At 72.5% G+C, this 26633-nt stretch carries 25 protein-coding genes; 12 read left to right on the forward strand and 13 right to left on the reverse strand.

All coding sequences use genetic code 11. From position 1 onward, the window contains the following. Nucleotides 1-17: 17 nt before the first annotated feature. Nucleotides 18-800 (forward strand): hypothetical protein, encoded by a 783-nt coding sequence (locus ACFWXC_RS16655; protein WP_384479243.1) that lies wholly within the window; start codon nt 18-20, stop codon nt 798-800. A 125-nt stretch (nt 801-925) separates the two neighbouring features. On the opposite strand, the gene hutH is transcribed toward ACFWXC_RS16655, so the two are convergent. From hutH to ACFWXC_RS16670, 3 genes are all read right to left on the reverse strand, one after another. Then, nucleotides 926-2464 (reverse strand): histidine ammonia-lyase, encoded by a 1539-nt coding sequence (gene hutH, locus ACFWXC_RS16660; protein ID WP_384479329.1) that lies wholly within the window; start codon nt 2462-2464, stop codon nt 926-928. Between the two features lie 91 nt (nt 2465-2555). Then, a complete protein-coding gene (locus tag ACFWXC_RS16665; RefSeq protein ID WP_384479245.1) occupies nt 2556-3698 on the reverse strand; it encodes a diguanylate cyclase domain-containing protein in 1143 nt (380 codons plus the stop codon). A gap of 194 nt (nt 3699-3892) precedes the next feature. Beyond that, nucleotides 3893-4687 (reverse strand): enoyl-CoA hydratase/isomerase family protein, encoded by a 795-nt coding sequence (locus ACFWXC_RS16670; RefSeq protein ID WP_384479247.1) that lies wholly within the window; start codon nt 4685-4687, stop codon nt 3893-3895. A gap of 215 nt (nt 4688-4902) precedes the next feature. Here ACFWXC_RS16670 and ACFWXC_RS16675 point away from each other — a divergent pair, with 215 nt between their 5' ends. Next, nucleotides 4903-5589 carry a hypothetical protein gene (locus tag ACFWXC_RS16675; protein WP_384479249.1) on the forward strand — a complete coding sequence of 229 codons (687 nt, stop codon included), beginning with the start codon at nt 4903-4905 and terminating at the stop codon, nt 5587-5589. Nucleotides 5590-5626: 37 nt separating this feature from the next. Here ACFWXC_RS16675 and ACFWXC_RS16680 read toward each other — a convergent pair whose 3' ends face one another. After that, complete coding sequence (locus ACFWXC_RS16680) at nt 5627-6742, reverse strand: adenylate/guanylate cyclase domain-containing protein (protein ID WP_384479251.1); 1116 nt, start codon at nt 6740-6742, stop codon at nt 5627-5629. A 165-nt stretch (nt 6743-6907) separates the two neighbouring features. Then, nucleotides 6908-7774 carry a biotin--[acetyl-CoA-carboxylase] ligase gene (locus ACFWXC_RS16685; protein WP_384479253.1) on the reverse strand — a complete coding sequence of 289 codons (867 nt, stop codon included), beginning with the start codon at nt 7772-7774 and terminating at the stop codon, nt 6908-6910. A gap of 110 nt (nt 7775-7884) precedes the next feature. On the opposite strand from ACFWXC_RS16685, the gene ACFWXC_RS16690 reads away from it, so the two are divergent. The 4 genes from ACFWXC_RS16690 (at nt 7885) to ACFWXC_RS16705 (ending at nt 10615) form a co-directional block, all read left to right on the forward strand. Further along, entirely contained in the window at nt 7885-9480 is a 1596-nt protein-coding gene (locus ACFWXC_RS16690) for an acyl-CoA carboxylase subunit beta (protein ID WP_384479254.1), read from the forward strand. 9 nt (nt 9481-9489) lie between these two features. After that, complete coding sequence (locus ACFWXC_RS16695; RefSeq protein ID WP_384479256.1) at nt 9490-9699, forward strand: acyl-CoA carboxylase epsilon subunit; 210 nt, start codon at nt 9490-9492, stop codon at nt 9697-9699. 147 nt (nt 9700-9846) lie between these two features. Next, nucleotides 9847-9975, forward strand: a complete 129-nt coding sequence (gene mmpB, locus ACFWXC_RS16700) for a morphogenic membrane protein MmpB (RefSeq protein WP_384479258.1) — start codon at nt 9847-9849, stop codon at nt 9973-9975. Nucleotides 9976-10012: 37 nt separating this feature from the next. Next, nucleotides 10013-10615 carry a Maf family protein gene (locus tag ACFWXC_RS16705; RefSeq protein ID WP_384479260.1) on the forward strand — a complete coding sequence of 201 codons (603 nt, stop codon included), beginning with the start codon at nt 10013-10015 and terminating at the stop codon, nt 10613-10615. On the opposite strand, the gene ACFWXC_RS16710 is transcribed toward ACFWXC_RS16705, so the two are convergent. Next, the gene (locus ACFWXC_RS16710; RefSeq protein WP_384479262.1) at nt 10587-11099 is read right to left on the reverse strand and encodes a hypothetical protein; all 513 of its coding nucleotides are present in this window, start codon (nt 11097-11099) and stop codon (nt 10587-10589) included. The two genes, ACFWXC_RS16705 and ACFWXC_RS16710, sit on opposite strands and share 29 nt — an antisense overlap. A gap of 390 nt (nt 11100-11489) precedes the next feature. On the opposite strand from ACFWXC_RS16710, the gene ACFWXC_RS16715 reads away from it, so the two are divergent. Both ACFWXC_RS16715 and ACFWXC_RS16720 read left to right on the forward strand, forming a co-directional pair. Further along, entirely contained in the window at nt 11490-13262 is a 1773-nt protein-coding gene (locus tag ACFWXC_RS16715; protein ID WP_384479264.1) for an acetyl/propionyl/methylcrotonyl-CoA carboxylase subunit alpha, read from the forward strand. Beyond that, entirely contained in the window at nt 13259-13912 is a 654-nt protein-coding gene (locus ACFWXC_RS16720) for a TetR/AcrR family transcriptional regulator (RefSeq protein WP_384479331.1), read from the forward strand. Before ACFWXC_RS16715 ends, ACFWXC_RS16720 begins: the two co-directional genes overlap by 4 nt. A gap of 83 nt (nt 13913-13995) precedes the next feature. Here the strand turns inward: ACFWXC_RS16720 and ACFWXC_RS16725 are convergent, their stop codons facing one another. Then, nucleotides 13996-14928 (reverse strand): DeoR/GlpR family DNA-binding transcription regulator, encoded by a 933-nt coding sequence (locus ACFWXC_RS16725; RefSeq protein ID WP_384479333.1) that lies wholly within the window; start codon nt 14926-14928, stop codon nt 13996-13998. A gap of 202 nt (nt 14929-15130) precedes the next feature. After that, complete coding sequence (locus ACFWXC_RS16730; protein WP_384479266.1) at nt 15131-16579, reverse strand: NAD(P)H-quinone dehydrogenase; 1449 nt, start codon at nt 16577-16579, stop codon at nt 15131-15133. A gap of 96 nt (nt 16580-16675) precedes the next feature. Between ACFWXC_RS16730 and ACFWXC_RS16735 the strand changes: the two genes are divergently transcribed. The 4 genes from ACFWXC_RS16735 (at nt 16676) to ACFWXC_RS16750 (ending at nt 21663) form a co-directional block, all read left to right on the forward strand. Further along, complete coding sequence (locus ACFWXC_RS16735) at nt 16676-17116, forward strand: gamma-glutamylcyclotransferase (protein WP_384479268.1); 441 nt, start codon at nt 16676-16678, stop codon at nt 17114-17116. Nucleotides 17117-17259: 143 nt separating this feature from the next. Further along, complete coding sequence (locus tag ACFWXC_RS16740) at nt 17260-18084, forward strand: purine-nucleoside phosphorylase (RefSeq protein ID WP_384479270.1); 825 nt, start codon at nt 17260-17262, stop codon at nt 18082-18084. 503 nt (nt 18085-18587) lie between these two features. Further along, on the forward strand, nt 18588-20219 hold the full coding sequence (locus tag ACFWXC_RS16745) for a phospho-sugar mutase (RefSeq protein WP_384479272.1): 1632 nt from the start codon (nt 18588-18590) through the stop codon (nt 20217-20219). Nucleotides 20220-20478: 259 nt separating this feature from the next. Beyond that, nucleotides 20479-21663, forward strand: a complete 1185-nt coding sequence (locus ACFWXC_RS16750; RefSeq protein WP_384479273.1) for a hypothetical protein — start codon at nt 20479-20481, stop codon at nt 21661-21663. A 258-nt stretch (nt 21664-21921) separates the two neighbouring features. On the opposite strand, the gene ACFWXC_RS16755 is transcribed toward ACFWXC_RS16750, so the two are convergent. From ACFWXC_RS16755 to ACFWXC_RS16775, 5 genes are all read right to left on the reverse strand, one after another. Then, entirely contained in the window at nt 21922-22272 is a 351-nt protein-coding gene (locus ACFWXC_RS16755) for a hypothetical protein (RefSeq protein WP_384479275.1), read from the reverse strand. Nucleotides 22273-22302: 30 nt separating this feature from the next. Then, on the reverse strand, nt 22303-23103 hold the full coding sequence (locus tag ACFWXC_RS16760) for a hypothetical protein (RefSeq protein ID WP_384479277.1): 801 nt from the start codon (nt 23101-23103) through the stop codon (nt 22303-22305). Nucleotides 23104-23177: 74 nt separating this feature from the next. Further along, entirely contained in the window at nt 23178-24065 is an 888-nt protein-coding gene (locus tag ACFWXC_RS16765) for a phosphate ABC transporter ATP-binding protein (protein WP_384479279.1), read from the reverse strand. A gap of 20 nt (nt 24066-24085) precedes the next feature. Next, nucleotides 24086-25027, reverse strand: coding sequence for a sortase (locus ACFWXC_RS16770; protein WP_384479280.1), 942 nt, complete (start codon nt 25025-25027; stop codon nt 24086-24088). Nucleotides 25028-25116: 89 nt separating this feature from the next. Continuing rightward, nucleotides 25117-26568: an Ig-like domain-containing protein gene (locus tag ACFWXC_RS16775; protein WP_384479281.1), complete on the reverse strand. Its 1452-nt coding sequence runs from the start codon at nt 26566-26568 to the stop codon at nt 25117-25119. Nucleotides 26569-26633: the final 65 nt, after the last annotated feature.

A 26633-nucleotide genomic window follows, 5' to 3' on the forward strand; every position in this document is an offset into this window, starting at 1 on the left:
GGACTCAGAGTCCTCTCATGAAGAGATCATCGGGCGTGCGGATGTGCACCCTCGCCGCCGGCGGCGCACTGTCCCTCGCCCTCATCACGGGCTGCTCCGACGGAAGTTCGAAGGACTCGGCCGCCACCACGGATTCCGCCTCCACCGTCAAGGCGCTGAGCGCCGCGGAGTTGAAGCAGCGGATCCTCGCACAGGGCGAGGTGGACGGCTACAAGGTCAACGCGATCGGCGCGGCCGCGCCGGTCCGGAGCAAGATCAAGGCGAGCGACGAGAAGTGCCGCCCGCTCGCCTACGTCCTCACCGGCCTCGCGCCGGCCGACGCGTCCGCGGAGATCGGCCGCACGGTCCGCGAGGACAAGAAGGACCCGACCGACGACGCGACCTCCCTCGACGACATGGCCGACGGGAAGTTCGAGGCCGCGCTCAAGGACTCCCTGAACCTGAACGTCACCTCCCTCGACCTGTCGTCGTACGACGGGAACGGCGCACAGCAGGCGCTGAAGGCCCTCTCGGCGGCGGTCAAGGACTGCGCGAGCGGCTTCACGGGCGGCTCGGCCGGCGACGAGCAGAAGGTCACGAAGGTCACGGCGACCAAGCCCTCCGGCACCGGCGACGAGTCGGTGGCGTTCACGGCGGTCACGGAGATGGACGGCGACAAGGGCCCGCTGCACGCGGAGGTGGTACGCCACGGCAACACGCTCGCGACGTACTACACGATGAACATCGGCGCGATGATGTCCGGAAAGACGTACACGGTACCGACCCCGGTCATCAAGGCCCAGTCGGCAAAGCTGAAGTAACGCCCAGTTCCCGGCGCCCCCTTGGGGGCGCGGGGAACTGCGCATCCTGGGGGCGCGGGGCTGTATCGATATGCGGCTACCGCCGCGTGGGCGCGACCAGCCCCCACGCACCCGCGGCCGACGACCTACCGCAGCGCCCCGGTCACCTTCTCCGCGGCCTCCACAACCGCTCCGGTCCGCACGAACTCCTCCGCCGCCGCAAGGTCGGGCGCGAGGTACCGGTCAGGGCCGACCCCCTGCACGCCCGCGGAGCGCGCCGCCTCGATGACCGCCAGCGAGGCCGGCGCCGCCGTCAGGCCCTCCCGCAGTTCGATCGCCCGGGTCGCCGCGTACAGCTCGACGGCGATGATCCGCGCCAGATTGCCCACGGCCGTCCGCAGCTTGCGCGCCGCCGACCACCCCATGGACACATGGTCCTCCTGCATCGCGGAGGAGGGGATGGAGTCGGCCGACGCCGGGACGGCGAGCCGCTTCAGCTCGCTGACCAGCGCCGCCTGCGTGTACTGGGCGATCATCAGGCCGGAGTCGACGCCCGCGTCGTCCGCCAGGAACGGCGGCAGCCCGTGGCTGCGGTTCTTGTCCAGCAGCCGGTCGGTCCGCCGCTCGGCGATGGACCCGAGGTCGGCCACCGCGATGGCGAGGAAGTCGAGGACGTAGGCGACCGGCGCGCCATGGAAGTTGCCGTTGGACTCGACCCGTCCGTCGGGCAGCACGACGGGGTTGTCGACGGCGGAGGCCAGCTCCCGCTCGGCGACGAGGCGCGCGTGTGCGAGCGTGTCCCGCCCGGCCCCGGCGACCTGCGGAGCACACCGCACCGAGTACGCGTCCTGGACACGCGGCGCGTCGTCCTGGTGGTGCCCGGTGAGCTGGGAGCCCTGGAGCACGGCGAGCATGTTGGCGGCGCTGTCGCCCTGCCCGGGGTGCGGGCGGATCGCGTGCAGCTCGGGCGCGAGCACCTTGTCCGTGCCGAGCAGCGCCTCCAGGCTCAACGCGGCCGTGACATCCGCGGACTTGTAGAGCATGTCCAGGTCGGCGAGGGCCATGACCAGCATGCCGAGCATGCCGTCGGTGCCGTTGAGGAGCGCGAGCCCCTCCTTCTCGCGGAGTTCGACGGGCGCGATGCCGTGCTCGGCGAGAAGCTCACCGGCGGGGCGGACGACGCCGTCCGGGCCCTCCGCGTCACCCTCGCCCATCAGCGTGAGCGCGCAGTGGGAGAGCGGGGCCAGGTCGCCGGAGCAGCCGAGCGAGCCGAACTCGTGCACGACCGGGGTGATACCGGCGTTCAGCACGTCGGCCATGGTCTGGGCGACCTCGGGACGCACACCGGTGTGTCCGGAGCAGACGGTCTTCAGCCGCAGGAACATCAGGGCCCGCACGACCTCGCGCTCCACCCGCGGCCCCATGCCGGCCGCGTGCGAGCGCACGATGTTGCGCTGCAACTGGGCCCGCAGCTCCGGGCTGATGTGCCGGGTCGCGAGGGCGCCGAAGCCGGTGCTGACGCCGTAGACCGGCTCCGGCTTGGCCGCCAGCGCGTCCACGATCTCGCGGGCCGCCGCGAGGGCCGCGACCGCCTCCGCCGACAGTTCGACGCGGGCGCCGCCGCGCGCCACGGCGAGGACGTCGGACGCGGTGACGCCGGACGTCCCCACCACCACAGTGTGCATATCCATATTCAGGAGCGTACGCAGTGAATGCGGCTGCTGTCACTAGTGGGGTACGGGGTTGCCCCTTACTCATACGTCACAGCCGTACGGGTCATGCCCGCCGGCCCCGGAAGCTGCGCCGCTCGGCCCGCTCCGGCGGGGGCGCGTCGGCCAGCCGTACGACGGGATCGTCCGGCCCCTCCCGCCCGGCCACCACCGGCCGGTCCGCGCGCAGCGCCTTGGCACGGTACTGCGCCGCATCGGCGAGCCGGAACAGACGGCGGGCCGAGCGCACCGGCCCGATCGGGTCCGCGGTCGAGGCCACCCCGCACGCGACCCCCTCCCCCAGCTCCAACTCCCCGGCCCGGCGGCAGAGTTCCTCGGCCGCCTTGACCACGTCGTCGGCCGGCGGCCCGACCGCGAGCAGACAGAACTCGTCCCCGCCGCGCCGCGCGGCGAGGGCGCCCGGGAGCATCGCCCCGCACCGGGAGAGGACCGAGCCGAACCGTTCGAGGAGACGGTCGCCGACGGCGTGCCCCTGGCTGTCGTTGACCCGCTTGAGCCCGTTGAGGTCGCAGACGACGAGACTGACCACGGCGTCGTCCGCGCGGTGCCGGTCGATCGCCTCGTCCAGGCGCACGTCGACGGCACGGCGGTTGGCGAGCCCGGTGAGCGCGTCGGTGTACGCGAGCCGGCGGGCCTCCTCGAGCCGCTCGGTCTGGGCGATCCCGGCGGCGACGACGGAGGCCAGGACGGTGGCGAAGTCGGCGTCGCCGCGGCCGAAGACGGGGGCGTGGACGGCGCGGGCGACATACAGCTCGCCCCAGGCTCTGCCGTGCAGCAGGATCGGCGCGACCAGGCAGCAGCCGCGGCCCCTGCGGCGCAGGGCGTCGACCCGCTGGTGCGAGTAGCCGGGCCGGCCGGCCGCGGGACCCTCGGCCGTCTCCACCCAGGCGTTGGGGCCGCCGCCGCCCGCCCAGCGCTCGTGCAGGAACTCGGTGATCTCCGGGAACTGGTGCACCGGGTAGGCCTCGGCCTCCGGGAACTCCTCCTCGTCCGGGGCGCGCTCCCCGACGTTCACGAGGACCCGCAGCCGGCCGAGGTCGCGCTCCCAGACGGAGAGCGCGGCGAAGCTGCCGTCCAGGGCACGGCAGGCACCGACCGCGGCGGCGTGCCAGCACTCGTGTGGGGTGTGAGCCGCAGCCATGCCCTGAGCCAGCGCCACGACGGCGGCGAGCCGGTTGTCCTCACCCATTACTCCAGGTTAGGGAGGATTGGGTGCATTCGGGACATGGGTGCGGCGAACAGGTGTTGCGACGACCTGTTCCGTCGCGGCCCGCGGCCCGGCCGGGGCTGGTCGCGCAGTTCCCCGCGCCCCTTACGGGTGGGCGCAGGCGGCACCCTGCCAGCGCCGGTCAGCGGCACCCCGGCCCCCGGCCCGCCCGCACCTCACTCCCCCGGCCACTCCGGCTTCCGCTTCTCGTTGAACGCCGCGACTCCCTCCGCGCGGTCGCCCGAGAAGGCCACCGTCCGCCATGCCGCGTCCTCGACCTCCAGCCCGGACCGCAGGTCCAGCCCGTGCCCGAGCCGCAGCGCCCGCTTCGCCGCCCGCAGCCCCACCGGCGAGTTCCCCGCCATCCGCTCCGCCAGCGCCAGCGCCGCGTCCCGGTCCTGTCCCGCCTCCACCAGCTGGTCGACGAGGCCCAGCTCGTGCGCCTCCGCCGCCTCCACCCGGCGCGCCGTGAAGATCAGCTCGGCCGCGCGGGCCGCCCCGACCCGGCGGGGCAGCAGCTGCGTGCCGCCGCCGCCCGGAATCACCCCCACCGACACCTCCGGCAACCCCACCACGGCCGTACCGTCGGCCACGATCACATCGCAGGACAGTGCCAGCTCGAAGCCCCCGCCGAGCGCGTAGCCGTGCACGGCGGCGATCGTCGGCATCGGCAGCTCCAGTACGCCGGTGTACGCCCCGCGCGACAGCGGCCGCGCCCGGACCAGCTCCGCGTCGGTCATGGAGTTGCGCTCCTTGAGGTCGGCGCCGACACAGAACGCCCGTTCGTGCGAGGAGGTCACCACCACCACCCGGGCCTCCCGGTCGGCGCTCAGCGCGGCGCACGCGGCCACGATCGAACGCGCCATCTCCGCCGACACCGCGTTCATGGCCTTGGGCCGGTCCAGTACCAGCTCCGCGACCTGGCCGTGCCGTCGTACCAGCACGAACTCCCCGAACCGCTCCTCGCTCACGACACGCCCTCCGGTTAACGTGGGTTAACAGCCTGGACCCGATCATCGCAGCCGAGTCGTGAACGGGAAAGGGCAGCCGTCCGGTTCCCGGACCGACGCCCGGCAACCCGTTCGAGTGACATCCCACCCAAGTCCCCTCGCACCGCCCAGGGGAGCGCATAACGTGCGCTCGCCACGGCGCATCGGGGGCGCGAGCGCATCGGGGAGGGATCGTGATGACCGGGACGTCGACGCAGCCGACGCGAGACACCGACCTCACGGCCGCGGAGCCGGCACAGCCGATACCGACGCCGCCGGCCACGCACACCGCGCTGCCGACCGCACGGACCGGCCCGGCGCCCACGGCCCGGCCCCCCACGGACATCACCCCGGCCGGCCCGCGCCGCTTCACCCCCCGCCCCCGAGGCCGGCATCGCCGCCCCCGCCCCCGCAGGATCCTCCTCGTCGCCGGCGGAATCGCGCTGGCAGCCGGAGCCCTGAGCCTCGTGCGGGTGAGCGTCGATCCGGGCGCCGGCGGCCCCGGCGCCGCCGAGGCCGAACCCCGGCTGGATCCGGGCACCGGGACGGACCGGTCGACCCCCGCCGCCGCCACGGTCGCCACCGCCACCACCATCCCCCTGGTGAGCCCTTCGTCGACCTCGGCGCTGGGCGGGGTGAGCACGACCCCGACGACGGCCTCCACCCTCGTACCCCCGCGGGCCACGCCCCCGACCACCGCACCAGCCACCCCGGGTACGACCACGATCCCCGAGTCCCCCGACACACCGGCCCCCTCGACCACCCCACGGCCGACCCCGGCACCACCCCGGGCCACACCCCGGCCCTCCGCCTCCGCCCACCCCGGTCTCTGCGTCCCGATGGTCGGGCTGTGCGTCGACCTACCGGGAACACCCGTCGGCTAGCCCTGCCCCTGTCCCTGCCTACACGACTGCGCGGAGGTCACGGGGCGGCCGGCGGCGCATCCCGGCGCGTGAGCAGCCACGGCTCCACGACGCCCAGGCCACGCACCGGGCGCTGCCACATCGGCTGGAGGGCGAAGCGGTACGTCGGAGGTTCCTCGCCCTCCTTCTCGGCGGTGGCCGCGGCCTCGGCGGCCTCCGCCTCCGAGGCGGGCGCCTCGCCGGAGCGGATCAGTTCCTCGGCGAACGCCGAGTCGACGAGCACGGCGTCCCGGGGGGCTATGGAGGTCAGCCGGGAGGCCAGGTTCACGGTCGTGCCGAAGACATCGCCCATTCGGGTGGTCACGGTGCCGAAGGCCATGCCGACCCGCAGCTCCGGCATCGTCTCGTCGTGCGCCATCGTCTCGACCAGGCGCAGGGCGATGTCGGCGGCCGTGCCGGCGTCGTCGGCGGCGTACAGGACCTCGTCGCCGAGGGTCTTGATGAGCCGGCCGCCGCGGGCCGCGACCAGGTCGGCGGCGGTGGTCTCGAACGCCTCGACCAGCTCGCCGAGCTCCTCCTCCTCCATCCGGCGGGTCAGCCGGGTGAACCCGACGAGGTCGGCGAAGCCGACGGCCAGCCGCCGGTCGACCATCTCCTCGTCGTCGGCCGACTGCACGACCCGGCCGGCCGAGGCGGCGAGCTGGCGGCGCCAGACATAGACCAGGAACTCCTCCAGCTCGGGCAGGAGCAGCTCGACGATCGGGTACGTGACCTCGGTGCGGGTCATGCCCGGCTCGGGGGGCTCGGTCAGGCCCTCCAGGAAGGAATCCATCTGCCACTCGGCCAGACGGGCGGTGGTCTGCCCGGTCGACCGGGCCACCTGCACGGCCATGGCCTCGCTGAGCAGGCCCGCCTCGACGAGACCGGCGAGCCGGCGCAGTGCCAGCACGTCGGCCTCGGTGAGCGCCTTGGCCTGCCCGATGTCCGCGAAGCCCATGGCCCGCCAGAACCTCGACGCCAGTTCCATGGAGACGCCGGCGCTGCGGGCCGCCTGGAACGGGGTGTAGCGGCGCTCGGCACCGAGGATCAGGCCTTCGAGGCGCAGGGCGAGCGGGTCCTCGCCGGAGTCGGCGGCGTCCGCGCCCTCGCCGGAGCCCGTGTCGTCGACGGTCACGCCTGCTGCCCTTCCGATCTGCCGCGGTCGCATACTGACCGGCCTCAACTCTACGGCAGCTGTGCGGTAGCTCACTTCGTGAGGTGGGCCGGCATCAGGGTTCACGGGGTGGTGAAAGGGGCCGGTCGCCGCGGCCGGCACCTCCTGGGGGCTGCCGCCCCGCCCTCACGCCGGTCGCAGGTGCACGATGTCGCCCGCCCCCACCGGCTCCTGCACCCCCGCCTCGGTGCCGATCACCAGTCGTCCGTCCCCGTCCACGGCCACCGCCTCCCCCACCAGCGACCGGTCTCCCGGCAGCTCGGCCCGGACGGTCCGCCCCAACGTCGCGCACCCCGCCGCATACGCCTCCTGGAGCCCGCTGCGCGCCGGATCGCCCTCCGCCGCCCGCCAGCGCCCGTACCAGTCCTCCAGCGACCGCAGCACCGCCCGCAGCAGCGGATCCCGGTCCGTGGTCACCGCGCCGGCCAGCGCCAGCGACCCCGCCTGCGGCACCGGCAGCTCCTCCGCACGGAGCGTGACGTTGATGCCGACGCCGACCACGACGGCGTCCTCGCCGGCCCGCTCCGCCAGGATGCCGCCGGCCTTGCGCTCCTCGTCACCGACGGTGAGCAGCAGGTCGTTCGGCCATTTCAGTGCCGTATCGACACCGGCCACCCGCGCCAGCCCCGTCGCCACCGCCACCCCGGTCAGCAGCGGCAGCCAGCCCCAGCGGGCCACCGGCACCTCGGCCGGCTTCAGCAGCACCGAGAAGAACAGGCCCGAGCGGGCCGGCGCCGTCCACTGGCGGTCCAGGCGGCCCCGCCCGGCCGTCTGCTCCTCGGCCACGAGCACAGCGCCCTCGTCCGCGCCCCCCGCGAGGGCCCGCGCCACCAGGTCCGAATTGGTGGACCCGGTGCGCTGCACGACCTCGATGCCGCAGTAGAGGCCGCCGTCCCGCACCAGCGCCCTGCGCAGCCCCGCCGCCCCGAGCGGTGGACGGTCCAGGTCGGACCAGCGATTGTTGTTCTCGTCTGCTGCATCTCGCGGCGTCATGCAAGCCACCCTAGATGTGGTGTACGCCGCACTGCCGTTTGGTAGGTGCCCCACTACGCTACGGATGAGTAACCGTCCCCCCTTTTGAGCAGGCAGGGAGCCGCATCCCGATGTCCGAGCCGGAAGAGATCGACATTCACACGACCGCGGGGAAGCTCGCGGATCTCCAGCGCCGTGTCCACGCAGCGACACACGCCGGTTCGGAGCGCGCCGTCGAAAAGCAGCACGCCAAGGGCAAGTTGACGGCCCGTGAGCGGATCGAGCTGCTCCTCGACGAGGGCTCCTTCGTCGAACTGGACGAGTTCACCCGCCACCGCTCCACCGACTTCGGCCTGGAGAACAACCGCCCGTACGGCGACGGCGTCGTCACCGGGTACGGCACGGTGGACGGCCGCCCGATCGCCGTCTTCTCCCAGGACTTCACCGTCTTCGGCGGCGCCCTCGGCGAGGTCTACGGCCAGAAGATCGTCAAGGTGATGGACTTCGCCCTGAAGACCGGCTGCCCGGTCATCGGCATCAACGACTCCGGCGGCGCGCGGATCCAGGAGGGGGTCGCCTCCCTCGGCGCGTACGGCGAGATCTTCCGCCGCAACACGCACGCGAGCGGTGTGATCCCGCAGATCTCGCTGGTCGTCGGGCCCTGCGCCGGCGGCGCCGTGTACTCCCCGGCCATCACCGACTTCACGGTCATGGTCGACCAGACGTCCCACATGTTCATCACCGGCCCGGACGTCATCAAGACGGTCACCGGCGAGGACGTCGGCTTCGAGGAGCTGGGCGGCGCCCGCACCCACAACTCGGTCTCCGGCGTGGCCCATCACATGGCCGGCGACGAGAAGGACGCCATCGAGTACATCAAGCAGCTGCTGTCGTACCTGCCGTCCAACAACCTCTCCGAGGCCCCGGTCTTCCCGGAGGAGGCCGACCTGGCCGTCACCGACGAGGACCGCGAGCTGGACACCCTGGTCCCGGACAGCGCGAACCAGCCGTACGACATCCACACAGTGCTCGAACACGTCCTGGACGACGGCGAGTTCTTCGAGACGCAGGCCCTGTTCGCGCCGAACATCGTCACCGGCTTCGGCCGGGTCGAGGGTCACCCGGTCGGCATCGTCGCCAACCAGCCGATGCAGTTCGCCGGCTGCCTGGACATCAAGGCGAGCGAGAAGGCGGCCCGCTTCGTCCGCACCTGCGACGCCTTCAACGTCCCGGTCCTCACCTTCGTCGACGTCCCGGGATTCCTCCCCGGCGTCGACCAGGAGCACGACGGCATCATCCGCCGCGGCGCCAAGCTGATCTACGCCTACGCCGAGGCGACGGTCCCCCTGATCACCGTCATCACCCGCAAGGCCTTCGGCGGCGCCTACGACGTCATGGGCTCCAAGCACCTGGGTGCCGACCTCAACCTCGCCTGGCCGACCGCCCAGATCGCCGTCATGGGCGCCCAGGGTGCCGTCAACATCCTGCACCGCCGCACGATCGCCGAGGCGGAGGCGGGCGGCGCCGACGTCGAGGCGGTGCGCGCCCGCCTGATCCAGGAGTACGAGGACCACCTCCTCAACCCCTACACCGCCGCCGAACGCGGCTACATCGACGCGGTGATCATGCCCTCGGACACCCGCCGCCATGTCGTACGGGGCCTGCGCCAGCTCCGCACCAAGCGCGAGTCCCTGCCGCCGAAGAAGCACGGCAACATCCCCCTCTAAGGAGCCGCTGTGACGATCAAGGTCATACGGGGCAACCCGACCCCGGAGGAACTGGCCGCCGCACTGGCGGTGGTGAGGGCGAGGGCGGCGGCCATGGCAGCCGCCCCGTCCGGCACCCCGACGGCAAGGGCCGCCTGGTCCGACCCGTCCCGCATCGCCCAGCACCACGTCCCCGCCCCGAGCCCGACGGCATGGACCCGCACGTACTGGCCGAGCTAGCGGCAAAAGAGCAGGGGCGCGGGGCTGTATCCATATGCGGCTCCGCCGCGCGGGCGCACCTAGCGGGCGCACCCAAGAGAAACCCACGGCTCCAATTTGAGTACGGCTACTCAGGCGCCCCACCCGGCCAAGCCGCACGCTGGTGCCATGCTGTGGTCGGACCCTGACGACGAGCCGCCGAAGGACCTGCAAGACGTGCAGAAAGCCCTCCGGCGGCTCGGTGTCCTCCTGGCTCTGGTCATGATCCTGCTGATGATCGTTCTCGGCGTGAGGTGAGCAGCCGCCTGTCGGTGCCCACCGATACGCTGACACCATGCGCAGACTCGTCCTCGCCTCCCAGTCCCCCGCCCGGCTGAACCTCCTGCGCCAGGCGGGTCTCGCCCCCGAGGTGATCGTCAGCGGCGTCGACGAGGACGCCGTCACCGCCCCCACCCCGGCCGAACTGGCCCTCGCCCTCGCCGAGGCCAAGGCGTCCGTCGTCGCCGCCCGCCCCGACGTGCAGGGCGCGATCGTGATCGGCTGCGACTCGGTGCTGGACCTCGACGGCCAGGCGCTCGGCAAGCCGGCGGACGCCGAGGAGGCGACCGCCCGCTGGAAGTCGATGCGCGGCCGGGCCGGCACCCTCCAGACCGGGCACTGCGTCTGGGACACGGCGAGCAACCGGCACGTGTCGGCGACCGCGTCCACCGTCGTCCGGTTCGGCGAGCCCACCGACGCGGAGGTCGCCGCGTACGTCGCCTCCCGCGAACCCCTCTACGTGGCGGGCGCGTTCACCCTGGACGGCCGCAGCGCGCCGTTCATCGACGGCATCGACGGCGACCACGGCAACGTGATCGGCATCAGCCTGCCCCTGGTCCGCCGGCTGCTCGCGGAGCTGGGCATCGGCATCACGGAGTTGTGGGCGCCGGCGGAGTGACCGGCCCGACGGCCGGCGTGTCCTTCCTCGGTTCCGGTTCCGGGTCACCGCCCGCAGGACCGGGACCGTCCGCATCCCCGTCGGCGTCCGCACCGGCGCCGGCGCCCTCCGTACGGTCGTACGTCATCAACAGCAGGACCACGAGGGCGAGGACGACCACCATGGACAGGAACGCGGTCCAGCCGATCAGGCCCCACGCCACGGCGCCCAGCAGGCCGTGTACGACCGCGACGCTGATCAGCAGGATGCGGCCGAGGCCGGCGGGCGCCCGGTTGCGTATCGCCACCAGCAGGGCCACCAGGGCGCACAGGGCGAAGTAGAGGCCGAACACCACGGCGCCTATCTTCGCGGTCATCGACATCTTGTCGGGATCGAGCCCGGCCAGGGACATGTCCTGACGGTCGACGACCACTCCCATGAACCAGTTGAGCGCGGCGACGCCGAGTGCCTCCGCGAGGAGTACGACCGCCACGACCCAAGCCACCGGTCTGCGCACCACCGGCCCCCACCCACTTTCGGTCACGGCCCGGCAGGAGCCGCTGTTACTTGAAGTACGTTCAAGACATCGCGAACGCTACTAACGGGTAAACCCGGGGACAAGGGGCTGGGCGTGGGCAAAGATTCGTTGGGCCATTCGTAGGGACTCGACAAAGAAACACTGTGGGGCGCGGCACGCTCTCACAGAGACCTTGAGCACATCGCGGGGCTAGGGTTTTCCGAAGGAGTCCTGCGTACCTCGGTGCGACAAGGGCTTTCGCGGGTCGGGCGAGCCTCGCATCACGCTCCGTGTGGGCAAGCTCACCATTGGGGACGGGTCGAAGTGCCGTGTCGGCCTTCCCTAAACTCGGCTTGTTTCAAGGAGGGAGCCTCAATCGTGCGCAAGGTGCTCATCGCCAACCGTGGCGAAATCGCTGTCCGCGTGGCCCGGGCCTGCCGGGACGCAGGGATCGCGAGCGTGGCCGTCTATGCGGATCCGGACCGGGACGCTCTGCATGTCCGCGCCGCGGATGAGGCGTTCGCCCTGGGCGGTGACACCCCGGCCACCAGTTACCTGGACATCGACAAGGTCCTGAACGCGGCACGCGAGGCGGGGGCCGACGCCGTCCACCCGGGCTACGGCTTCCTCTCCGAGAACGCGGAGTTCGCCCAGGCCGTCCTGGACGCGGGCCTGACCTGGATCGGTCCGCCGCCGCAGGCCATCCGCGACCTCGGCGACAAGGTGGCCGCCCGGCACATCGCCCAGCGCGCCGGCGCCCCGCTGGTCGCCGGTACCCCGGACCCGGTCTCGGGTGCCGACGAGGTCGTGGCGTTCGCGGAGGAACACGGCCTGCCGATCGCCATCAAGGCCGCCTTCGGCGGTGGCGGCCGCGGCCTGAAGGTCGCCCGCACCCTCGAAGAGGTCCCGGAGCTGTACGACTCCGCCGTCCGTGAGGCGGTGGCCGCCTTCGGCCGCGGGGAGTGCTTCGTCGAGCGCTACCTGGACCGGCCGCGGCACGTGGAGACCCAGTGCCTGGCCGACAAGCACGGCAACGTGGTCGTCGTGTCGACCCGTGACTGCTCGCTCCAGCGCCGCCACCAGAAGCTCGTCGAGGAGGCCCCGGCCCCCTTCCTGTCCGACGCGCAGGTCGCCGAGCTGTACCGCGCCTCCAAGGCCATCCTCAAGGAGGCCGCCTACGAGGGCGCCGGCACCTGTGAGTTCCTGGTCGGCCAGGACGGCACGATCTCCTTCCTGGAGGTCAACACCCGCCTCCAGGTCGAGCACCCGGTGACCGAGGAGGTCGCCGGCATCGACCTGGTCCGCGAGATGTTCCGGATCGCCGACGGCGAGGAACTCGGCTACGGCGACCCGGAGCTGCGCGGTCATTCGTTCGAGTTCCGGATCAACGGCGAGGACCCGGGCCGCGGGTTCCTGCCCGCCCCCGGCACGGTCACCACCTTCGACGCGCCCTCCGGCCCCGGTGTCCGCCTGGACGCGGGCGTGGAGGCCGGCTCGGTCATCGGCCCGGCGTGGGACTCCCTGCTGGCCAAGCTGATCGTCACCGGCCGGACCCGCGAGGAGGCCCTTCAGCGGGCCGCCCGCGCCCTGGACGAGTTCCAGGTCGAGGGCATGGCCACGGCCATCCCCTTCCACCGCGTCGTCGTCCGTGACCCGGCGTTCGCCCCCGAGCTCACCGGCTCCGAGGACCCGTTCACCATCCACACCCGCTGGATCGAGACCGAGTTCGTCAACGAGATCAAGCCCTTCGCCGCCCCGGCCGACGCCGAGGCGGAGGAGGACGCCGGCCGTGAGACGGTCGTCGTCGAGGTCGGCGGCAAGCGTCTGGAGGTCTCCCTCCCGGCGTCCCTGGGCATGACCCTGGCCCGCACCGGCCTCGCCGCCGGCGCCAAGCCGAAGCGCCGGGCCGCCAAGAAGTCCGGCCCGGTCGCCTCCGGTGACACCCTCGCCTCGCCGATGCAGGGCACGATCGTCAAGATCGCGGTCGAGGAGGGCCAGGAGGTCAAGGAGGGCGACCTGATCGTCGTCCTGGAGGCCATGAAGATGGAGCAGCCGCTGAACGCCCACAAGGCCGGCACCATCAAGGGCCTCGCCGCCGAGGTCGGCGCGTCCCTCACCTCCGGCGCCGTGATCTGCGAGATCAAGGACTGACGAGACCCCGAACCGCATCGCCCGGCGAACGGCACCCGCCCGTTCGCCGGGCGCCCGACTTTCTGGAACGGCCCATGCGCGCCGACGCCCGCCGCAACCACGACCGGCTGCTCGCCGAGGCCCATGCCGTGTTCGCCGAGCACGGCACCGACGCCTCGCTGGAGGACGTGGCCCGGCGGGCGGGCGTGGGCATCGGCACCCTGTACCGGCACTTCCCGAACCGGCATGCCCTGATGAGCGCGGTCTTCGAGGACGCGGTGGACGAACTCCTCGCCAGGGCCCGCGAGTTGCTGACGGCTCCCGAGCCGTGCAGGGCCCTGCTGACGTGGCTCCACGAGGTGGTCACCAGCACGGCGACGTACCGGGGCCTGTCCCGGGCCCTGATGTCGGCGTCATCGACCGACCCGGCCTCGGCCCTGGCCCGTTGCGGCACTCCGATGCGGGAGGCCGGCGCGGCCCTGCTGACCCGCGCTCAGGAAGCGGGGACGGTACGGGCCGACGTACAGATCACCGACCTGCTGCAACTCACCCACGCCATCGCCCTGGCAGTGGAGGAGTCACCGGGAGACCCTGGGCTGGCAAACCGCTTGCTGACCCTGACTTTGAAGGGACTCAAGCCCGAGAGACCCAGGGGCGCGGGGCTGTATTGATATGCGGCTCCGCCGCGTGGGCGCGGCCGGCCACAGGGAACCAGCACCCGCGCGACAACCGAACCACCACGGCAGGCACCCGGTCAGCGCCGCCGCATATCAGCAACCCGCCCCCGCTCGGTCCCCGTCGGCTGCTCCCCGTTCAGCATCGAGGCCGATCGCAGGCCCGACCCCGGCACCTGACTGCGCCGCGGCCCCGGAAGGGATACGTCCCGACGCTGCTGATGCTGTTGCTGCCGCGACGGGACATGATCACCCCCCGGGTTTCCCGACGCTCCGGCCACAGCGATCTGCACCCCCTGGTCGGCGAGGGCCTGGAGCTCCGTGGCGGCACGGTCGTCATGAGCCGGCGGCTCGTCCGTGACCAGCCGGGTGATGACGTCTGTCGGCACGGTCTGGAACATCGTGTCCGTACCGAGCTTGGTGTGGTCGGCGAGGACGACCACCTCCGCGGCGGCCTGCACCAGCGCCCGGTCGACGGACGCCGACAGCATGTTGGACGTGGACAGGCCCCGCTCGGCCGTCAGGCCACTGCCCGACAGGAAGGCCTTCGACACGCGCAGTCCCTGCAGGGACTGCTCCGCGCCGGAGCCGACCAGGGCGTAGTTGGAACCGCGCAGGGTGCCGCCGGTCATCACGACCTCGACCCGGTTGGCATGGGCCAGGGCCTGTGCCACCAGTAGCGAGTTGGTGACGACGGTGAGGCCGGGCACCCGCGCCAGCCGGCGCGCGAGTTCCTGGGTGGTGGTACCCGCCCCGACCACGATGGCCTCGCCCTCTTCGACGAGACCCGCGGCGAGATCGGCGATGGCCGTCTTCTCGGCGGTCGCGAGATGTGACTTCTGCGGAAAGCCGGACTCCCGCGTGAACCCGCCCGGCAGTACCGCACCGCCATGCCGGCGGTCGAGGAGTCCTTCTGCCTCCAGTGCGCGCACGTCCCGCCGTACGGTCACTTCTGAGGTCTGGACGACGCGGGCGAGCTCACGGAGCGATACGGCCCCGTTCGCGCGCACCATTTCGAGGATCAATTGGCGACGTTCTGCAGCGAACACGAAACTGACAGTAACCCCAACGACCGTCTGGTTTCAGCAGTTTGCGCCGAATAGCAGAAGTTGTTCGCACAGCAGGGTCGGAAGTGGTATAGGAGCCATCCCACCCGACTATGCCGCACGCATGCTCGACAACTCCCCGTGACCAGCGGGGAGTCGGTTCCGGCCGTCAGAGTTCGCTGCCGGTCTTCCGCGTGTGCAGCTGCCGCGCGACCTCCGCGATCGACCCCGAAAGAGACGGGTACACGGTGAACGCGTTCGCGATCTGTTCGACCGTCAGATTGTTGTCGACGGCGATCGAGATCGGATGGATCAGCTCCGAGGCCCGCGGCGAGACCACCACGCCGCCCACCACGATCCCCGTCCCCGGCCGGCAGAACAGCTTCACGAAGCCGTCCCGGATGCCCTGCATCTTCGCGCGCGGGTTGCGCAGCAGCGGCAGCTTCACGACCCGGGCGTCGATCTTGCCCGCGTCCACGTCCGCCTGGGTGTACCCCACCGTCGCGATCTCCGGATCGGTGAACACGTTCGACGACACGGTCTTCAGGTTCAGCGGAGCCACCGCGTCGCCCAGGAAGTGGTACATCGCGATCCGCCCCTGCATGGCGGCCACCGACGCCAGCGCGAACACGCCCGTCACGTCACCGGCGGCGTACACACCGGGCGCGGTCGTCCTCGACACCTTGTCGGTCCAGATGTGCCCGGAGTCGCGCAGCTTGACGCCCGCCCCCTCCAGCCCGAGACCGGCGCTGTTCGGAATCGCACCGACGGCCATCAGACAGTGCGAACCGCTGATGACCCGGCCGTCCGCGAGCGTCACCTCGACCCGGTCCCCGACCCGCTTGGCGGCGGCGGCACGCGACCGGGCCATGACGTTCATGCCACGACGGCGGAAGACGTCCTCCAGAACGGCAGCCGCATCCGGATCCTCACCCGGCAGCACCCGGTCCCGCGACGACACCAGCGTGACCCTCGACCCGAGCGCCTGGTAGGCGCCGGCGAACTCGGCACCGGTCACACCCGACCCGACCACGATGAGCTCCTCGGGGAGCTCGTCGAGGTCGTAGACCTGGGTCCAGTTCAGGATGCGCTCGCCGTCGGGCTGGGCGTCGGGCAGCTCACGGGGATGACCACCGGTCGCGATGAGCACCGCGTCCGCGACGAGGGTCTCCTCACTCCCGTCCGCGGCCGCGACCACGACCTTCCGCGACCCGTCCAGGGACTGCATGCCCTCCAGCCGCCCCCGCCCCCGCATGACCCGGGCACCGGCACGCGTCACGGAGGCCGTGATGTCGTGCGACTGGGCCAGCGCAAGCCGCTTCACCCGCCGGTTGACCTTGCCCAGATCGACCCCGACCACCCGCGCCGCCTGCTCCAGCGGCGGGGTGTCGTCGGCGACGATGATCCCCAGCTCCTCGTACGAGGAGTCGAAGTTGGTCATCACCTCGGCCGTAGCGATAAGAGTCTTCGACGGCACGCAGTCGGTCAGCACCGACGCTCCGCCCAGACCGTCGCAGTCGACGACGGTCACCTCCGCGCCGAGCTGCGCGGCCACCAGCGCCGCTTCATAGCCGCCGGGTCCGCCACCGATGATCACGATCCGAGTCACGTACTCCATTGTCCCGCACCCCTCAAGGTGCTACTGCCCGGGGGCGCCACCCGGCGCTCCCCGGGGCTGGAGAGGTACCCGGGACGGCTGCCGTACCCTCTCTCCATGTCGTCGCTCTACGCCGCGTACGCCGGCAATCTCGACGCACGGCTGATGTCCCGCCGCGCCCCGCACTCCCCCCTCCGCGCCACCGGCTGGCTGAACGGATGGCGGCTGACCTTCGGCGGCGAGCAGCTGGGCTGGGAGGGCGCACTGGCGACGATCGTCGAGGACCCCCTCTCCCAGGTCTTCGTCGGCCTCTACGACCTGGCCGCGATGGACGAGGAGTCCATGGACCGCTGGGAGGGCGTCGGCATGGGCATCTACCGCCGGGCACGCGTGCGCGTGCACACGCTGGAGGGCGAGGAGACCGCCTGGCTCTACGTCCTCAACGGCTACGAGGGCGGCTTCCCCTCGGCCCGCTATCTCGGCGAGATCGCCGACGCGGCGGAGTCGGCGGGCGCCCCGCACGACTACGTCATGGAGCTCCGCAAGCGCCCCTGCTGAGCCCCCAAACCACACAGACCACCCACAGCCAGAACAAAAGTTGCCTGCGTCACACCGATCGTTGGAAACGACAAGACAACGATCGCCTTCCCGTGAGCTCAGTCATCTACGCGCGTAGGCCCAGACCAGCTACTCTCATCCGCGTGAACGCATCTCTTCTTCCGGACGACATCCAGGGCGACCCCCATGCCGCTGCCGGGGCGGCCGCCGCGCGCCTGCGCGAGCTCACGGGCGCCGAGACCCACGACGTCGCCCTCGTGATGGGCTCCGGCTGGGCTCCGGCCGTCGACGCCCTGGGCGCTCCCGACGCCGAGTTCCACGTCACCGAGCTGCCCGGCTTCCCGCCGCCGGCCGTCGAGGGGCACGGCGGCAAGATCCGCTCGTACTCCTTCGGTGACAAGCGCTCGCTGGTCTTCCTGGGCCGCACGCACTACTACGAGGGCCGCGGTGTCGCCGCCGTCGCGCACGGGGTCCGCACCGCCGTCGCCGCCGGCTGCAAGACCATCGTCCTCACCAACGGCTGCGGCGGCCTGCGCGAGGGCATGCGCCCCGGGCAGCCGGTCCTCATCAGCGACCACATCAACCTGACGGCGACCTCCCCGATCGTCGGCGCGAACTTCGTGGACCTGACGGACCTCTACTCCCCCCGCCTGCGCGCCCTGTGCAAGGAGATCGACGCCACCCTCGAAGAGGGCGTCTACGCGCAGTTCCCCGGCCCGCACTACGAGACGCCGGCCGAGATCCGCATGGCCCGCGTCATCGGCGCGGACCTGGTGGGCATGTCGACGGTCCTCGAGGCGATCGCCGCGCGCGAGGCGGGCGCCGAGGTCCTGGGCATCTCCCTGGTGACCAACCTGGCGGCGGGCATGACCGGCGAGCCCCTCAACCACGAGGAGGTCCTCCAGGCGGGCCGCGACTCGGCGGCACGGATGGGCGAGCTGCTCGCGCAGGTACTGGGCAGGATCTGAGAAACGCGGCAGAGGGTGCCACGAAGGGTCGTAGAGCGACTGCGGGACCGCCACCGGCCGGTCGCGCAGTTCCCCGCGCCCCTGGGCGGACACACCCACCCGGCCCCACAACGAACCGTCGCCTGCACGCGCGCCCCACAACGAACCGTCACCCGCACGCGCAACCCACAACGAACCGTCGGCTACACAGGCGGCCCACAACGAACCGTCGGCTACACGCGCAACCCAGAACGAACCGTCGGCTGCACGCGCAGTGGGTCGTGGTCGTCGGTCGTTCGTGGGGGTCGTCGGTCGCGCGCGGCGGGAAGGGGACGGGGTGGGGAGTTTCCGCCCGCAGCGGCCGGCGCCCGTCGCCCTGTGCAGGACGAGAGACAGCACCGCCGGTCCGAGGACGGAGACTCCCCACCCCGGCCCCGACCCACCACCACCCGTAGGCGCTACGCGCACCCCCACCGAAGCAGCACAGGCGCCGCAGGCACACCACGAGAGGTTGGACGACGACCGTGCAAGACGATCTCATCGCCCGGGCCAGGACCTGGCTCGCCGAGGACCCGGACCCGGACACCCGCGACGAGCTGGCCAAGCTGATCGACGCCGGTGACATCACCGAACTGTCGGCCCGCTTCACCGGCACCCTCCAGTTCGGCACCGCCGGCCTGCGCGGCGAACTCGGCGCCGGCCCCATGCGCATGAACCGCACCGTCGTCATCCGCGCCGCCGCCGGCCTCGCCGCATACCTGAAGAACCACGGCCAGGGCACCGGCACCGTCGTCATCGGCTACGACGCCCGCCACAAGTCCGCCGACTTCGCCCGCGACACCGCGGCCGTCATGACCGGCGCCGGCCTCACCGCCGTCGTCCTCCCCCGCCCCCTCCCCACCCCCGTCCTGGCGTTCGCCATACGGCACCTGGGCGCGGTCGCCGGCGTGGAGGTCACCGCCAGCCACAACCCGCCCCGCGACAACGGCTACAAGGTCTACCTCGGCGACGGCTCCCAGATCGTCCCGCCCGCCGACGCGGAGATCGCCGCCGAAATCCAGTCGATCGCGAGCCTCCACGACATCCCCCGCCCCGAGGCCGGCTGGGAAACCCTCGACGACACCGTCCTGGAGGCCTACCTGGCCCGTACGGACGCCGTCCTGGCCCCCGGCTCCCCCCGCACCGCCCGCACCGTCTACACGGCCATGCACGGCGTCGGCAAGGACACCCTCCTCGCCGCCTTCGCCCGCGCCGGCTTCCCCACCCCCGCCCTCGTCACCGAACAGGCCGAACCGGACCCGGACTTCCCGACCGTCGCCTTCCCCAACCCGGAAGAGCCCGGCGCGATGGACCTCTCCTTCGCGAAGGCCCGCGAGACCGACCCCGACCTGATCATCGCCAACGACCCCGACGCCGACCGCTGCGCCGCGGCCGTCAAGGACGACGGCGCGTGGCGCATGCTCCGCGGCGACGAGGTCGGCTCCCTCCTCGCCGCCCACCTGGTCCGCCGCGGCGCCACCGGCGTCTTCGCCGAGTCGATCGTCTCCTCCTCCCTCCTCGGCCGGATCGCCGAGAAGGCCGGACTGCCGTACGAGGAGACCCTCACCGGCTTCAAGTGGATCGCCCGCGTCGACGGCCTGCGCTACGGCTACGAGGAGGCCCTCGGCTACTGCGTCGACCCCGACGGCGTCCGCGACAAGGACGGCATCACCGCCGCGCTCCTGATCACCGAGCTGGCCTCGGTCCTCAAGGAGGAGGGCCGCACCCTCCTCGACCTCCTCGACGACCTCGCCGTCGAGCACGGCCTGCACGCCACCGACCAGCTCTCGGTCCGCGTCGAGGACCTCTCCGTCATCGCGGCCGCCATGCGGACGCTCCGCGAGCAGCCCCCGGCCGCCCTGGCCGGCCTCCCGGTCACCAAGGCGGAGGACCTGAACCAGGGCACGGACCGGCTCCCGCCCACCGACGGCCTGCGCTACACCCTCACGGGCGCCCGGGTCGTCGTCCGCCCCAGCGGCACCGAGCCCAAGCTGAAGTGCTACCTGGAAGTGGTCGTCCCGGTGGCCACGCACGCCGGCCTCCCGGCGGCCCGCGCCAAGGCGGCCGAGACCCTGGCCGCGATCAAGCGGGACCTGTCGGCAGCAGCCGGCATCTGAACCGAGGGGCGCCCGGCGGCGCCCCTCGGCCCACCGTCCCGGTCGGCGTCGGCCGCCGGCCGGCCCGCTCGTGGACGTGGCGGTGGCCGTTGACGACGAGGTGCACCCGTGCGTTGGCCCATGTACGGGCCCGTAGCACCCCATCGGGTGATTTCCCGGCGGTAGTTGACCCGGGTTCCACACCGTGCCCCGGCGGCCGGGAAACGGTGGTCGGGTAACGCCCGCCACCGCCGTCGTACCGGAGTCTGGAGCCGCCGCCGTGTCCTCGACCGCCCCCGACACCGCCCCCAGCGGACACATTCCGGGCTCCCGACGACCCCACCTCCCCACCGCGGCCGTCCCCCGCCACGCGCTGCGCCGGGCGGCGCCGGCCCTCGCCGCGTATCTGGCCGTACGGCTCACCGGGCTGGTGTTCCTCGCCGTGTGGGCGCACCGGCGGCACCACGGGGTGTGGCCGATGCTGGCGACGCAGTGGGACTCCCGGTGGTATCTCGGGATCGCCGACCACGGGTACGCGCACGCGCTCGGCACCGCCTACGACCACAACAACCTGGCGTTCTTCCCGCTGTATCCGCTGCTGGTCAAGGCCGTGGCCGTGCTGACCCCGGGCACCCGGGCCAGTACCGGGCTCGGGCTCGCGTGGCTGGCGTCGCTGGTCGCGGCCTGGGGCGTGTTCGCGGTGGGCGACCGGCTGGGCGGGCGGCGGGTCGGGGTGCTGCTCACCGTGTTGTGGGCGGCGTACCCGGTGGGTCTGGTGCAGTGGATGGGCTACACCGAGTCGCTGTTCACGGCGTTCGCCGCGTGGACCCTGTACGCGGTGCTCGCCGAACGCTGGCTGTGGGCGGCGGCGGGCTCGGTGCTGGCGGGGCTGACGAGGCCGACCGGCATCGCGGTGGCCGCCGCGGTGACGGTCGCCGCGCTGCTCTCCCTGCGCACCCGCTTCTCGGCCCGCGCGCTGACGGCGGCCGTGCTGGCCCCGCTGGGCTGGTGCGCGTACGTCGGCTGGGTGGGCCTCAGACTGGGCCGCTGGGACGGCTACTTCGCCGTACAGCGGATGTGGCACAACGAGCTGGACGGCGGGGCGGAGACCGTGCGCTGGCTGCGGCACCTGTTCGGGCAGGTCCCGCGGCCGGAGCTGTTCCTGGTGGTGGTGAGCCTGACGATGCTCGCGTCGGTCGTGCTGTTCGGGCTCGCGGTGGCGGACCGGCAGCCGGTGCCGCTGCTGGTGTTCGGTGCGGTCCTGTTGGTGATCGTGGTGGCCAGCGGGGGCGTCTACTTCCCGCGGGCCCGCTTCCTCCTGCCCGGCTTCCCGCTGCTGCTGCCCGTCGCCGGGTATCTCGCCCGCGCGTCACGGCGGTTGCGGGTGCTCGCGCTGACGGCCGCGGTGGCGGGGTCGGTGTACTGCGGTGCGTACATGCTCCTGGTGTGGCCGAGCGCGCCGTGATTCACGGGGAGTTGGGCCTTCGCTTGCTTCTCGGCCGCCTACGGCCGAGAGGGCGACCGCACGCTGTGACTGCGGTAGGGATGCACTCCCGGCCCCCCTTGGAGGCATCCGCCCCCAGGCGTTCCGCCGCCCCGGCTCACTGGCGGAACACCGGTTGCCGCGTAAGAGCCCGGCACGGGGTCCGGTCCCTCGAGTCAGCCGGACCCGGTGCCGGGCACCTCGGGTGTGCGCAGGCGTGCGCGGCCGCGGTGGCCCCCGTCACCGGCCGGGGTCGCGGGCCGCTCGTCGCTCCAGGCGTCGCGCGTCCCGGTGGCTGCGCACCGAGGCACGTATCCACAGCCCGGCGACGAGCGTCATCGCACCGGAGAAGCCCACGATCACCCACTGCTCCAGGGTCACCCCGAGCCAGAGCCCGGCCGCGCCGATGAGCCCGACGAGCACGCTGCTCCAGGGCGTCCACGTGCCGCCACGGAACAGCGCGTCGCCTCCGCTGCCGATGCCGAAGCTGTTGACCGGACCGCCGTCGCCGCTCTTCCCCGCTCGGTGCTCCTGGCGGTTCTCCGGTCGGTTCTTCTCTCGCTTCTCGTCCCGATCCTTCTCTCGTGGCATACCGCTCTCCCTTCGCTCACGGCCGGCCGGCTACGGCTGGACGCGCATGAGGTAGGTGAAGCCCGTGTTCGGCCCGACGCAGGACTGGAGCGTGAGGTCGCCCCAGTACAGGCCGTGGGAGGGGGTGCCGCGGCCGGGTGAGACGTAGGTGGCGTACGCGCGGTAGGAGAAGGTGCCGCGCGGGGTGGTGGCCGTGACGGTCGTACCCACGGGCAGTTCGGCGAACCGCCCGAAGCCGCAGTAGTCGTGGCCGACGACGACGGCGGTGCGCAGCGCGTAGCCGTCCTCCGTGCCGAGGTCGGGCCCCGTCCACTGGACGGCGTCCTGGCAGGCGTCCACCGCGTCCTGGCCGCCGCGGACGACCCGGGCGGACCAGGAGCCGATCCGCAGGGTGGTGGAGCCGTCCCGGCTGCGCGCGCCGAGCGTCTGCGCCTCGGCTTCGGCCGACGGTCGCGGCGATGCCACCGGGGCGACGGGTGTGGTGCGGGGGCGCGGGGAGGCGGTGGGGGCCGGGTCCGGGAGTCCGGCCCGGGGCGATGCCTGGGGTGTGCTCGGGGACGCCGACGGGCGGGGCGTGGGGCTGGGGGTGGGCGCCGTGGAGGCGCGGGGGGACGGAACGGCTCGGCTCGGCGTCCCGTCGGACGTGGGCACCGGTGCGCGAGACGGGGCGGGGGCCGGGGCGCTCACCGGCGAGTCCGCCGACGGCCTGTCGCCCGTCCCGGGGGCGGCGCAGCCCGCCAGGGCCGCGGAGGCGGCCACGGCCGCCACGGCGAGGAGCCGGCGTGCGGCGGCGGTACGGTCCGCCGCACGACCGGATCGTCCGGTGGTCACCGACCGCGCCCGAGGGAGGTGGCGCCGAGACCGCAAGGTCACTTCTGAACTCCCTGTTCGGGGCCGTCGCGGTCTTATCCGAAGCGGCCGTTCACGTAGTCCGTGGTGCGCGGATCCTGCGGGTTGCCGAACATGTCCTCGGTGGGGCCGTGTTCGACGATCACGCCGGGGGTGCCCTGCTCGGCGAGGAAGAAGGCGCACTGCTTGGAGACGCGGGCCGCCTGCTGCATGTTGTGGGTGACGATCACGATGGTGACCTCGTCGGTCAGCTCGTGGATCGTCTCCTCGATACGGCGCGTCGAGGTCGGGTCGAGGGCCGAGCAAGGCTCGTCCATCAGGAGGACCCGGGGCCGGACCGCGAGGGAGCGCGCGATGCACAGGCGCTGCTGCTGGCCGCCGGAGAGCGCGCCGCCGGGCTGGCGGAGCCGGTCCTTGACCTCTTTCCACAGGCCCGCCTTGGTGAGGCACTCCTCGACGAGCCAGTCCTTGTCGTCGCGGCCCGCCCTGACCCCGGCCAGCTTCAGGCCGGCGGTGACGTTGTCGTAGATCGACATCGCGGGGAAGGGGTTGGGCTTCTGGAAGACCATGCCGATCTCGCGGCGGGCGTGGGTGATGCGGCGGCCGCGGTCGTAGATGTCGTCGCCGTCGAGGAGCACCCGGCCGGAGAGGGAGGCGGAGCCGATCAGTTCGTGCATGCGGTTGAGGATCCGCAGGAAGGTGGACTTGCCGCAGCCGGACGGCCCGATGAGCGCGGTGACCGTGCGGGCGGGCATGGTGAGCGAGACGTGCTCCAGCACCTTGTGGTTGCCGAACCAGGCCGAGATGGCCTCGGCCTCCAGCGTCGCCGGGTTGCTCTGCGCGGTGGCCGCGCCGAGCCTCGGCGCCTTGACGGCCGTGATCCTCTTCGTCGGGTCGAGGATCTCGTCGACGAGGGTGCCGGACGTGTCGGTGGTGTCGGACATGATGGTGGACTCCTCGTCGTTCAGAGCAGGTTGGGCAGCAGGCGGGTGGCGGCGCCGGAGACGGCGAGGCCGAGGGCGGCCAGGACGGGGACGCTGACGATCCAGGTCTGCCAGCGGCCCCACACCCGGTAGGCGGCCACGGTGAGCAGGGCGGCCAGGAGCAGCGCCTGCGACCAGAGGAAGACGGAGAGCCAGGCGGCGCCCTCGCTGCCCATGGCCTGCTCGGAGCCGCTGATCCAGCCGAGACCCAGCGGACGCGGCGGGGCCGGCTGGACGGGGCTCGTCAGCTCCGCGTCGACGCGGAGCGTGCCGGAGGGGGTGTACGGCCCGCCCTCGGCGGTGATGAGCGTGAGCCGGCCCTGGTTCGCGGTGAGGACGGCCGGCAGCGGGTCGCCCTCGCGGCGGATGCCCGTGACCTTGTAGTCGGCGGTGCCCTGACCGGTCGTCACCCGGATGTCGCTGCCCACGGGCAGTTCGTGCAGGTGGTTGAACGGGCTGCCGTACCCCCACTGGCGGCCCATGATCACGCTGGTGCCGGCCTGTCCCGGCAGCGGGGTGTCCCGGCGGTGGCCCGGTCCGGACATCAGCACACCGGAGGTGGTGCCCTCGCCGACGACCTGCCTGATGCCGAGGGCCGGGATGCGCAGCAGGGCGACCGGAGCGCCCGGCGCCAGCATCTTGCCGTCGTACGTCTGCTGGCCCACCGGGGCGACGCCCAGGGCGAGTTGCCGGCGGAACTCGTCGTACGCGGTCTGCTGGTCGCGGCTGTGCTGGAGGTGCCCCACGAGGGTGAGGTTGGCGGCGAAGCCGAGGAGCAGGGCGGAGAGCAGGCACAGCGCGACCCCCGCGAAGGCGAAGCCGGGGCGCTCGGCCCGCGGTGCCGCCGCACGGGGCTGGGGCTCGGGTTCGGGCGCCGGCGCCGGCGGCGCCTGGGCCGGCGGGGGCGGGGACAGAACGGTCACGGGGCGCGCTCCTGTGAAGAGGTGTGAGGTGGAGAGACGGAGGCGCGGGCGGCGGGGTGGGGGCCCGCCGCCCGTGTCTCCGCGGTCGGTCAGGCGCGGGGCTCGCCGAAGGTCAGCAGCCCGTTGCGGCGGCCGTACCGGACGAAGGCGATGCCGGCCGCGGTGAGGACGACGGCGCCGATGCCCGAGAACAGCGCGATCTGGCTACCGGTGGAGGCGAGGCCGCCACCGCCGCCGGAGCCGCCGGACGTGCCGCCGGAGGTGCTGCCGCCGCCGGTGCTGCCCGAGGTGGTGCCGGACGTGTCACCGCCGGAGGAACCGTCGGTCGGCTCGGTGGAGGAACCGTCCGTGGGCTCGTCGGTGGGCTCGTCCGTGGGCTCGTCGGTCGGGCTTGCGGAGGGGGACTCGGAGGAGGGTTCGGCGAGGGTGAAGCGGACCTGTGCCACGGCGTTCGCGCCGCTGCAGTCCGGGGTGTTGTCCCAGTAGTTCTGCCCGGCCACGGCCTCCTCCGGCACGGTCAGCGTGGGCCAGGTGACCGTCCCGTCCGCGTCGGCCTTGGCGTCGGGGAACGAGGTGTCGTTGTTGCGCAGGGCCATCGTGTACGTCTTACCCGGTTCGCAGCCCCGGAGGAGGAGCTTCACCGACTGGCCGCGTTCGAGCTGGGGGTTCTCGGCCAGCAGGTCCCCGGACGCGGTGTCGTACATCTCGAACCTCGCCGACTGCACGATCACCTGGAAGGCGGCGGATTCCGAGGCTCCCCACTCGGCGGTGGAGGACGGGGTGAACTTGGCGACGATGTGGTGGGTGTCCTCGGTCAGGGTCGTCGTCGTCAGCTCGGCCTTCCCGCCGCTGACCGTGGCCTGGCCCAGCGTCGTGTCACCCTCCGAGAACGTGACGGTGCCGGCCGCCGCCGCGGGGGAGACCGTCGCGGTGAGCTTCACCGGCGCGCCGGGCGCGGCCACGATGGGGTCGGCCAGAAGAGCCACGCTGGTGGCCGTGGCACCTTCGCCGACCACCCAGTGGTCTCCGGTGACGGTGATCTTCTGGGACCAGTACGGATCGCCCGGCACGATCGACGAGGGCGGAATGGACCAGTCGTCGTTCGACACGCACCGCAGGCGCAGCTCGTACGTTCCGTCGCCCGTGATGATGTCCGACAGGCTGCGGACGTCCACGCCCGGGTTGTCCGCCGCGGCCAGCGAGACCGTCGAGGACGCCTCGGTGTAGGGCGCCTCGTTGGTGATACCCGTCATCGCCAGCGCCTCGGTGCCGCCGGGCTGGACCACGTACAGCGCGAGAACGCTGTTCCAGTTGATGTCCTCGATGGCGGCGTCGGGACAGGCGCCGGAGAACCCGAGGGAGCCGGCGATCGGCTGCGCGTCGGTCAGGTTCCCGCTGCCGGGCGTCATGGTGAAGTCACCGACCGAGGCCGCCCGAGCAGGCTGGGACTGTGAGGTGACCAGGGCTACGAGGCCCAGGACGACCAGGGCACAGGCGGCCGCGAGGGCGGCCGCTCTTCGGAACGGAAGTGGCACTGTCATGGCTTGGCCCCCCGGGGGACGGTTGACGGATGTACTGGGACAGCACGTGGGGCCGGGCACCCGAG

The sequence above is a fragment of the Streptomyces sp. NPDC058683 genome (assembly GCF_042716195.1).
Lineage (GTDB): Bacteria > Actinomycetota > Actinomycetes > Streptomycetales > Streptomycetaceae > Streptomyces.

Bases quoted from the DNA above. Each gene is read 5' to 3' on its own strand.
- ACFWXC_RS16655 (WP_384479243.1), top strand. From the start codon at position 18: ATGAAGAGATCATCGGGCGTGCGGATGTGCACCCTCGCCGCCGGCGGC.
- hutH (WP_384479329.1), bottom strand. From the start codon at position 2,464: ATGCACACTGTGGTGGTGGGGACGTCCGGCGTCACCGCGTCCGACGTC.
- ACFWXC_RS16665 (WP_384479245.1), bottom strand. From the start codon at position 3,698: ATGGGTGAGGACAACCGGCTCGCCGCCGTCGTGGCGCTGGCTCAGGGC.
- ACFWXC_RS16675 (WP_384479249.1), top strand. From the start codon at position 4,903: ATGACCGGGACGTCGACGCAGCCGACGCGAGACACCGACCTCACGGCC.
- ACFWXC_RS16685 (WP_384479253.1), bottom strand. From the start codon at position 7,774: ATGACGCCGCGAGATGCAGCAGACGAGAACAACAATCGCTGGTCCGAC.
- ACFWXC_RS16690 (WP_384479254.1), top strand. From the start codon at position 7,885: ATGTCCGAGCCGGAAGAGATCGACATTCACACGACCGCGGGGAAGCTC.
- mmpB (WP_384479258.1), top strand. From the start codon at position 9,847: ATGCTGTGGTCGGACCCTGACGACGAGCCGCCGAAGGACCTGCAAGAC.
- ACFWXC_RS16705 (WP_384479260.1), top strand. From the start codon at position 10,013: ATGCGCAGACTCGTCCTCGCCTCCCAGTCCCCCGCCCGGCTGAACCTC.
- ACFWXC_RS16725 (WP_384479333.1), bottom strand. From the start codon at position 14,928: ATGGTGCGCGCGAACGGGGCCGTATCGCTCCGTGAGCTCGCCCGCGTC.
- ACFWXC_RS16730 (WP_384479266.1), bottom strand. From the start codon at position 16,579: ATGGAGTACGTGACTCGGATCGTGATCATCGGTGGCGGACCCGGCGGC.
- ACFWXC_RS16735 (WP_384479268.1), top strand. From the start codon at position 16,676: ATGTCGTCGCTCTACGCCGCGTACGCCGGCAATCTCGACGCACGGCTG.
- ACFWXC_RS16755 (WP_384479275.1), bottom strand. From the start codon at position 22,272: ATGCCACGAGAGAAGGATCGGGACGAGAAGCGAGAGAAGAACCGACCG.
- ACFWXC_RS16765 (WP_384479279.1), bottom strand. From the start codon at position 24,065: ATGTCCGACACCACCGACACGTCCGGCACCCTCGTCGACGAGATCCTC.
- ACFWXC_RS16775 (WP_384479281.1), bottom strand. From the start codon at position 26,568: ATGACAGTGCCACTTCCGTTCCGAAGAGCGGCCGCCCTCGCGGCCGCC.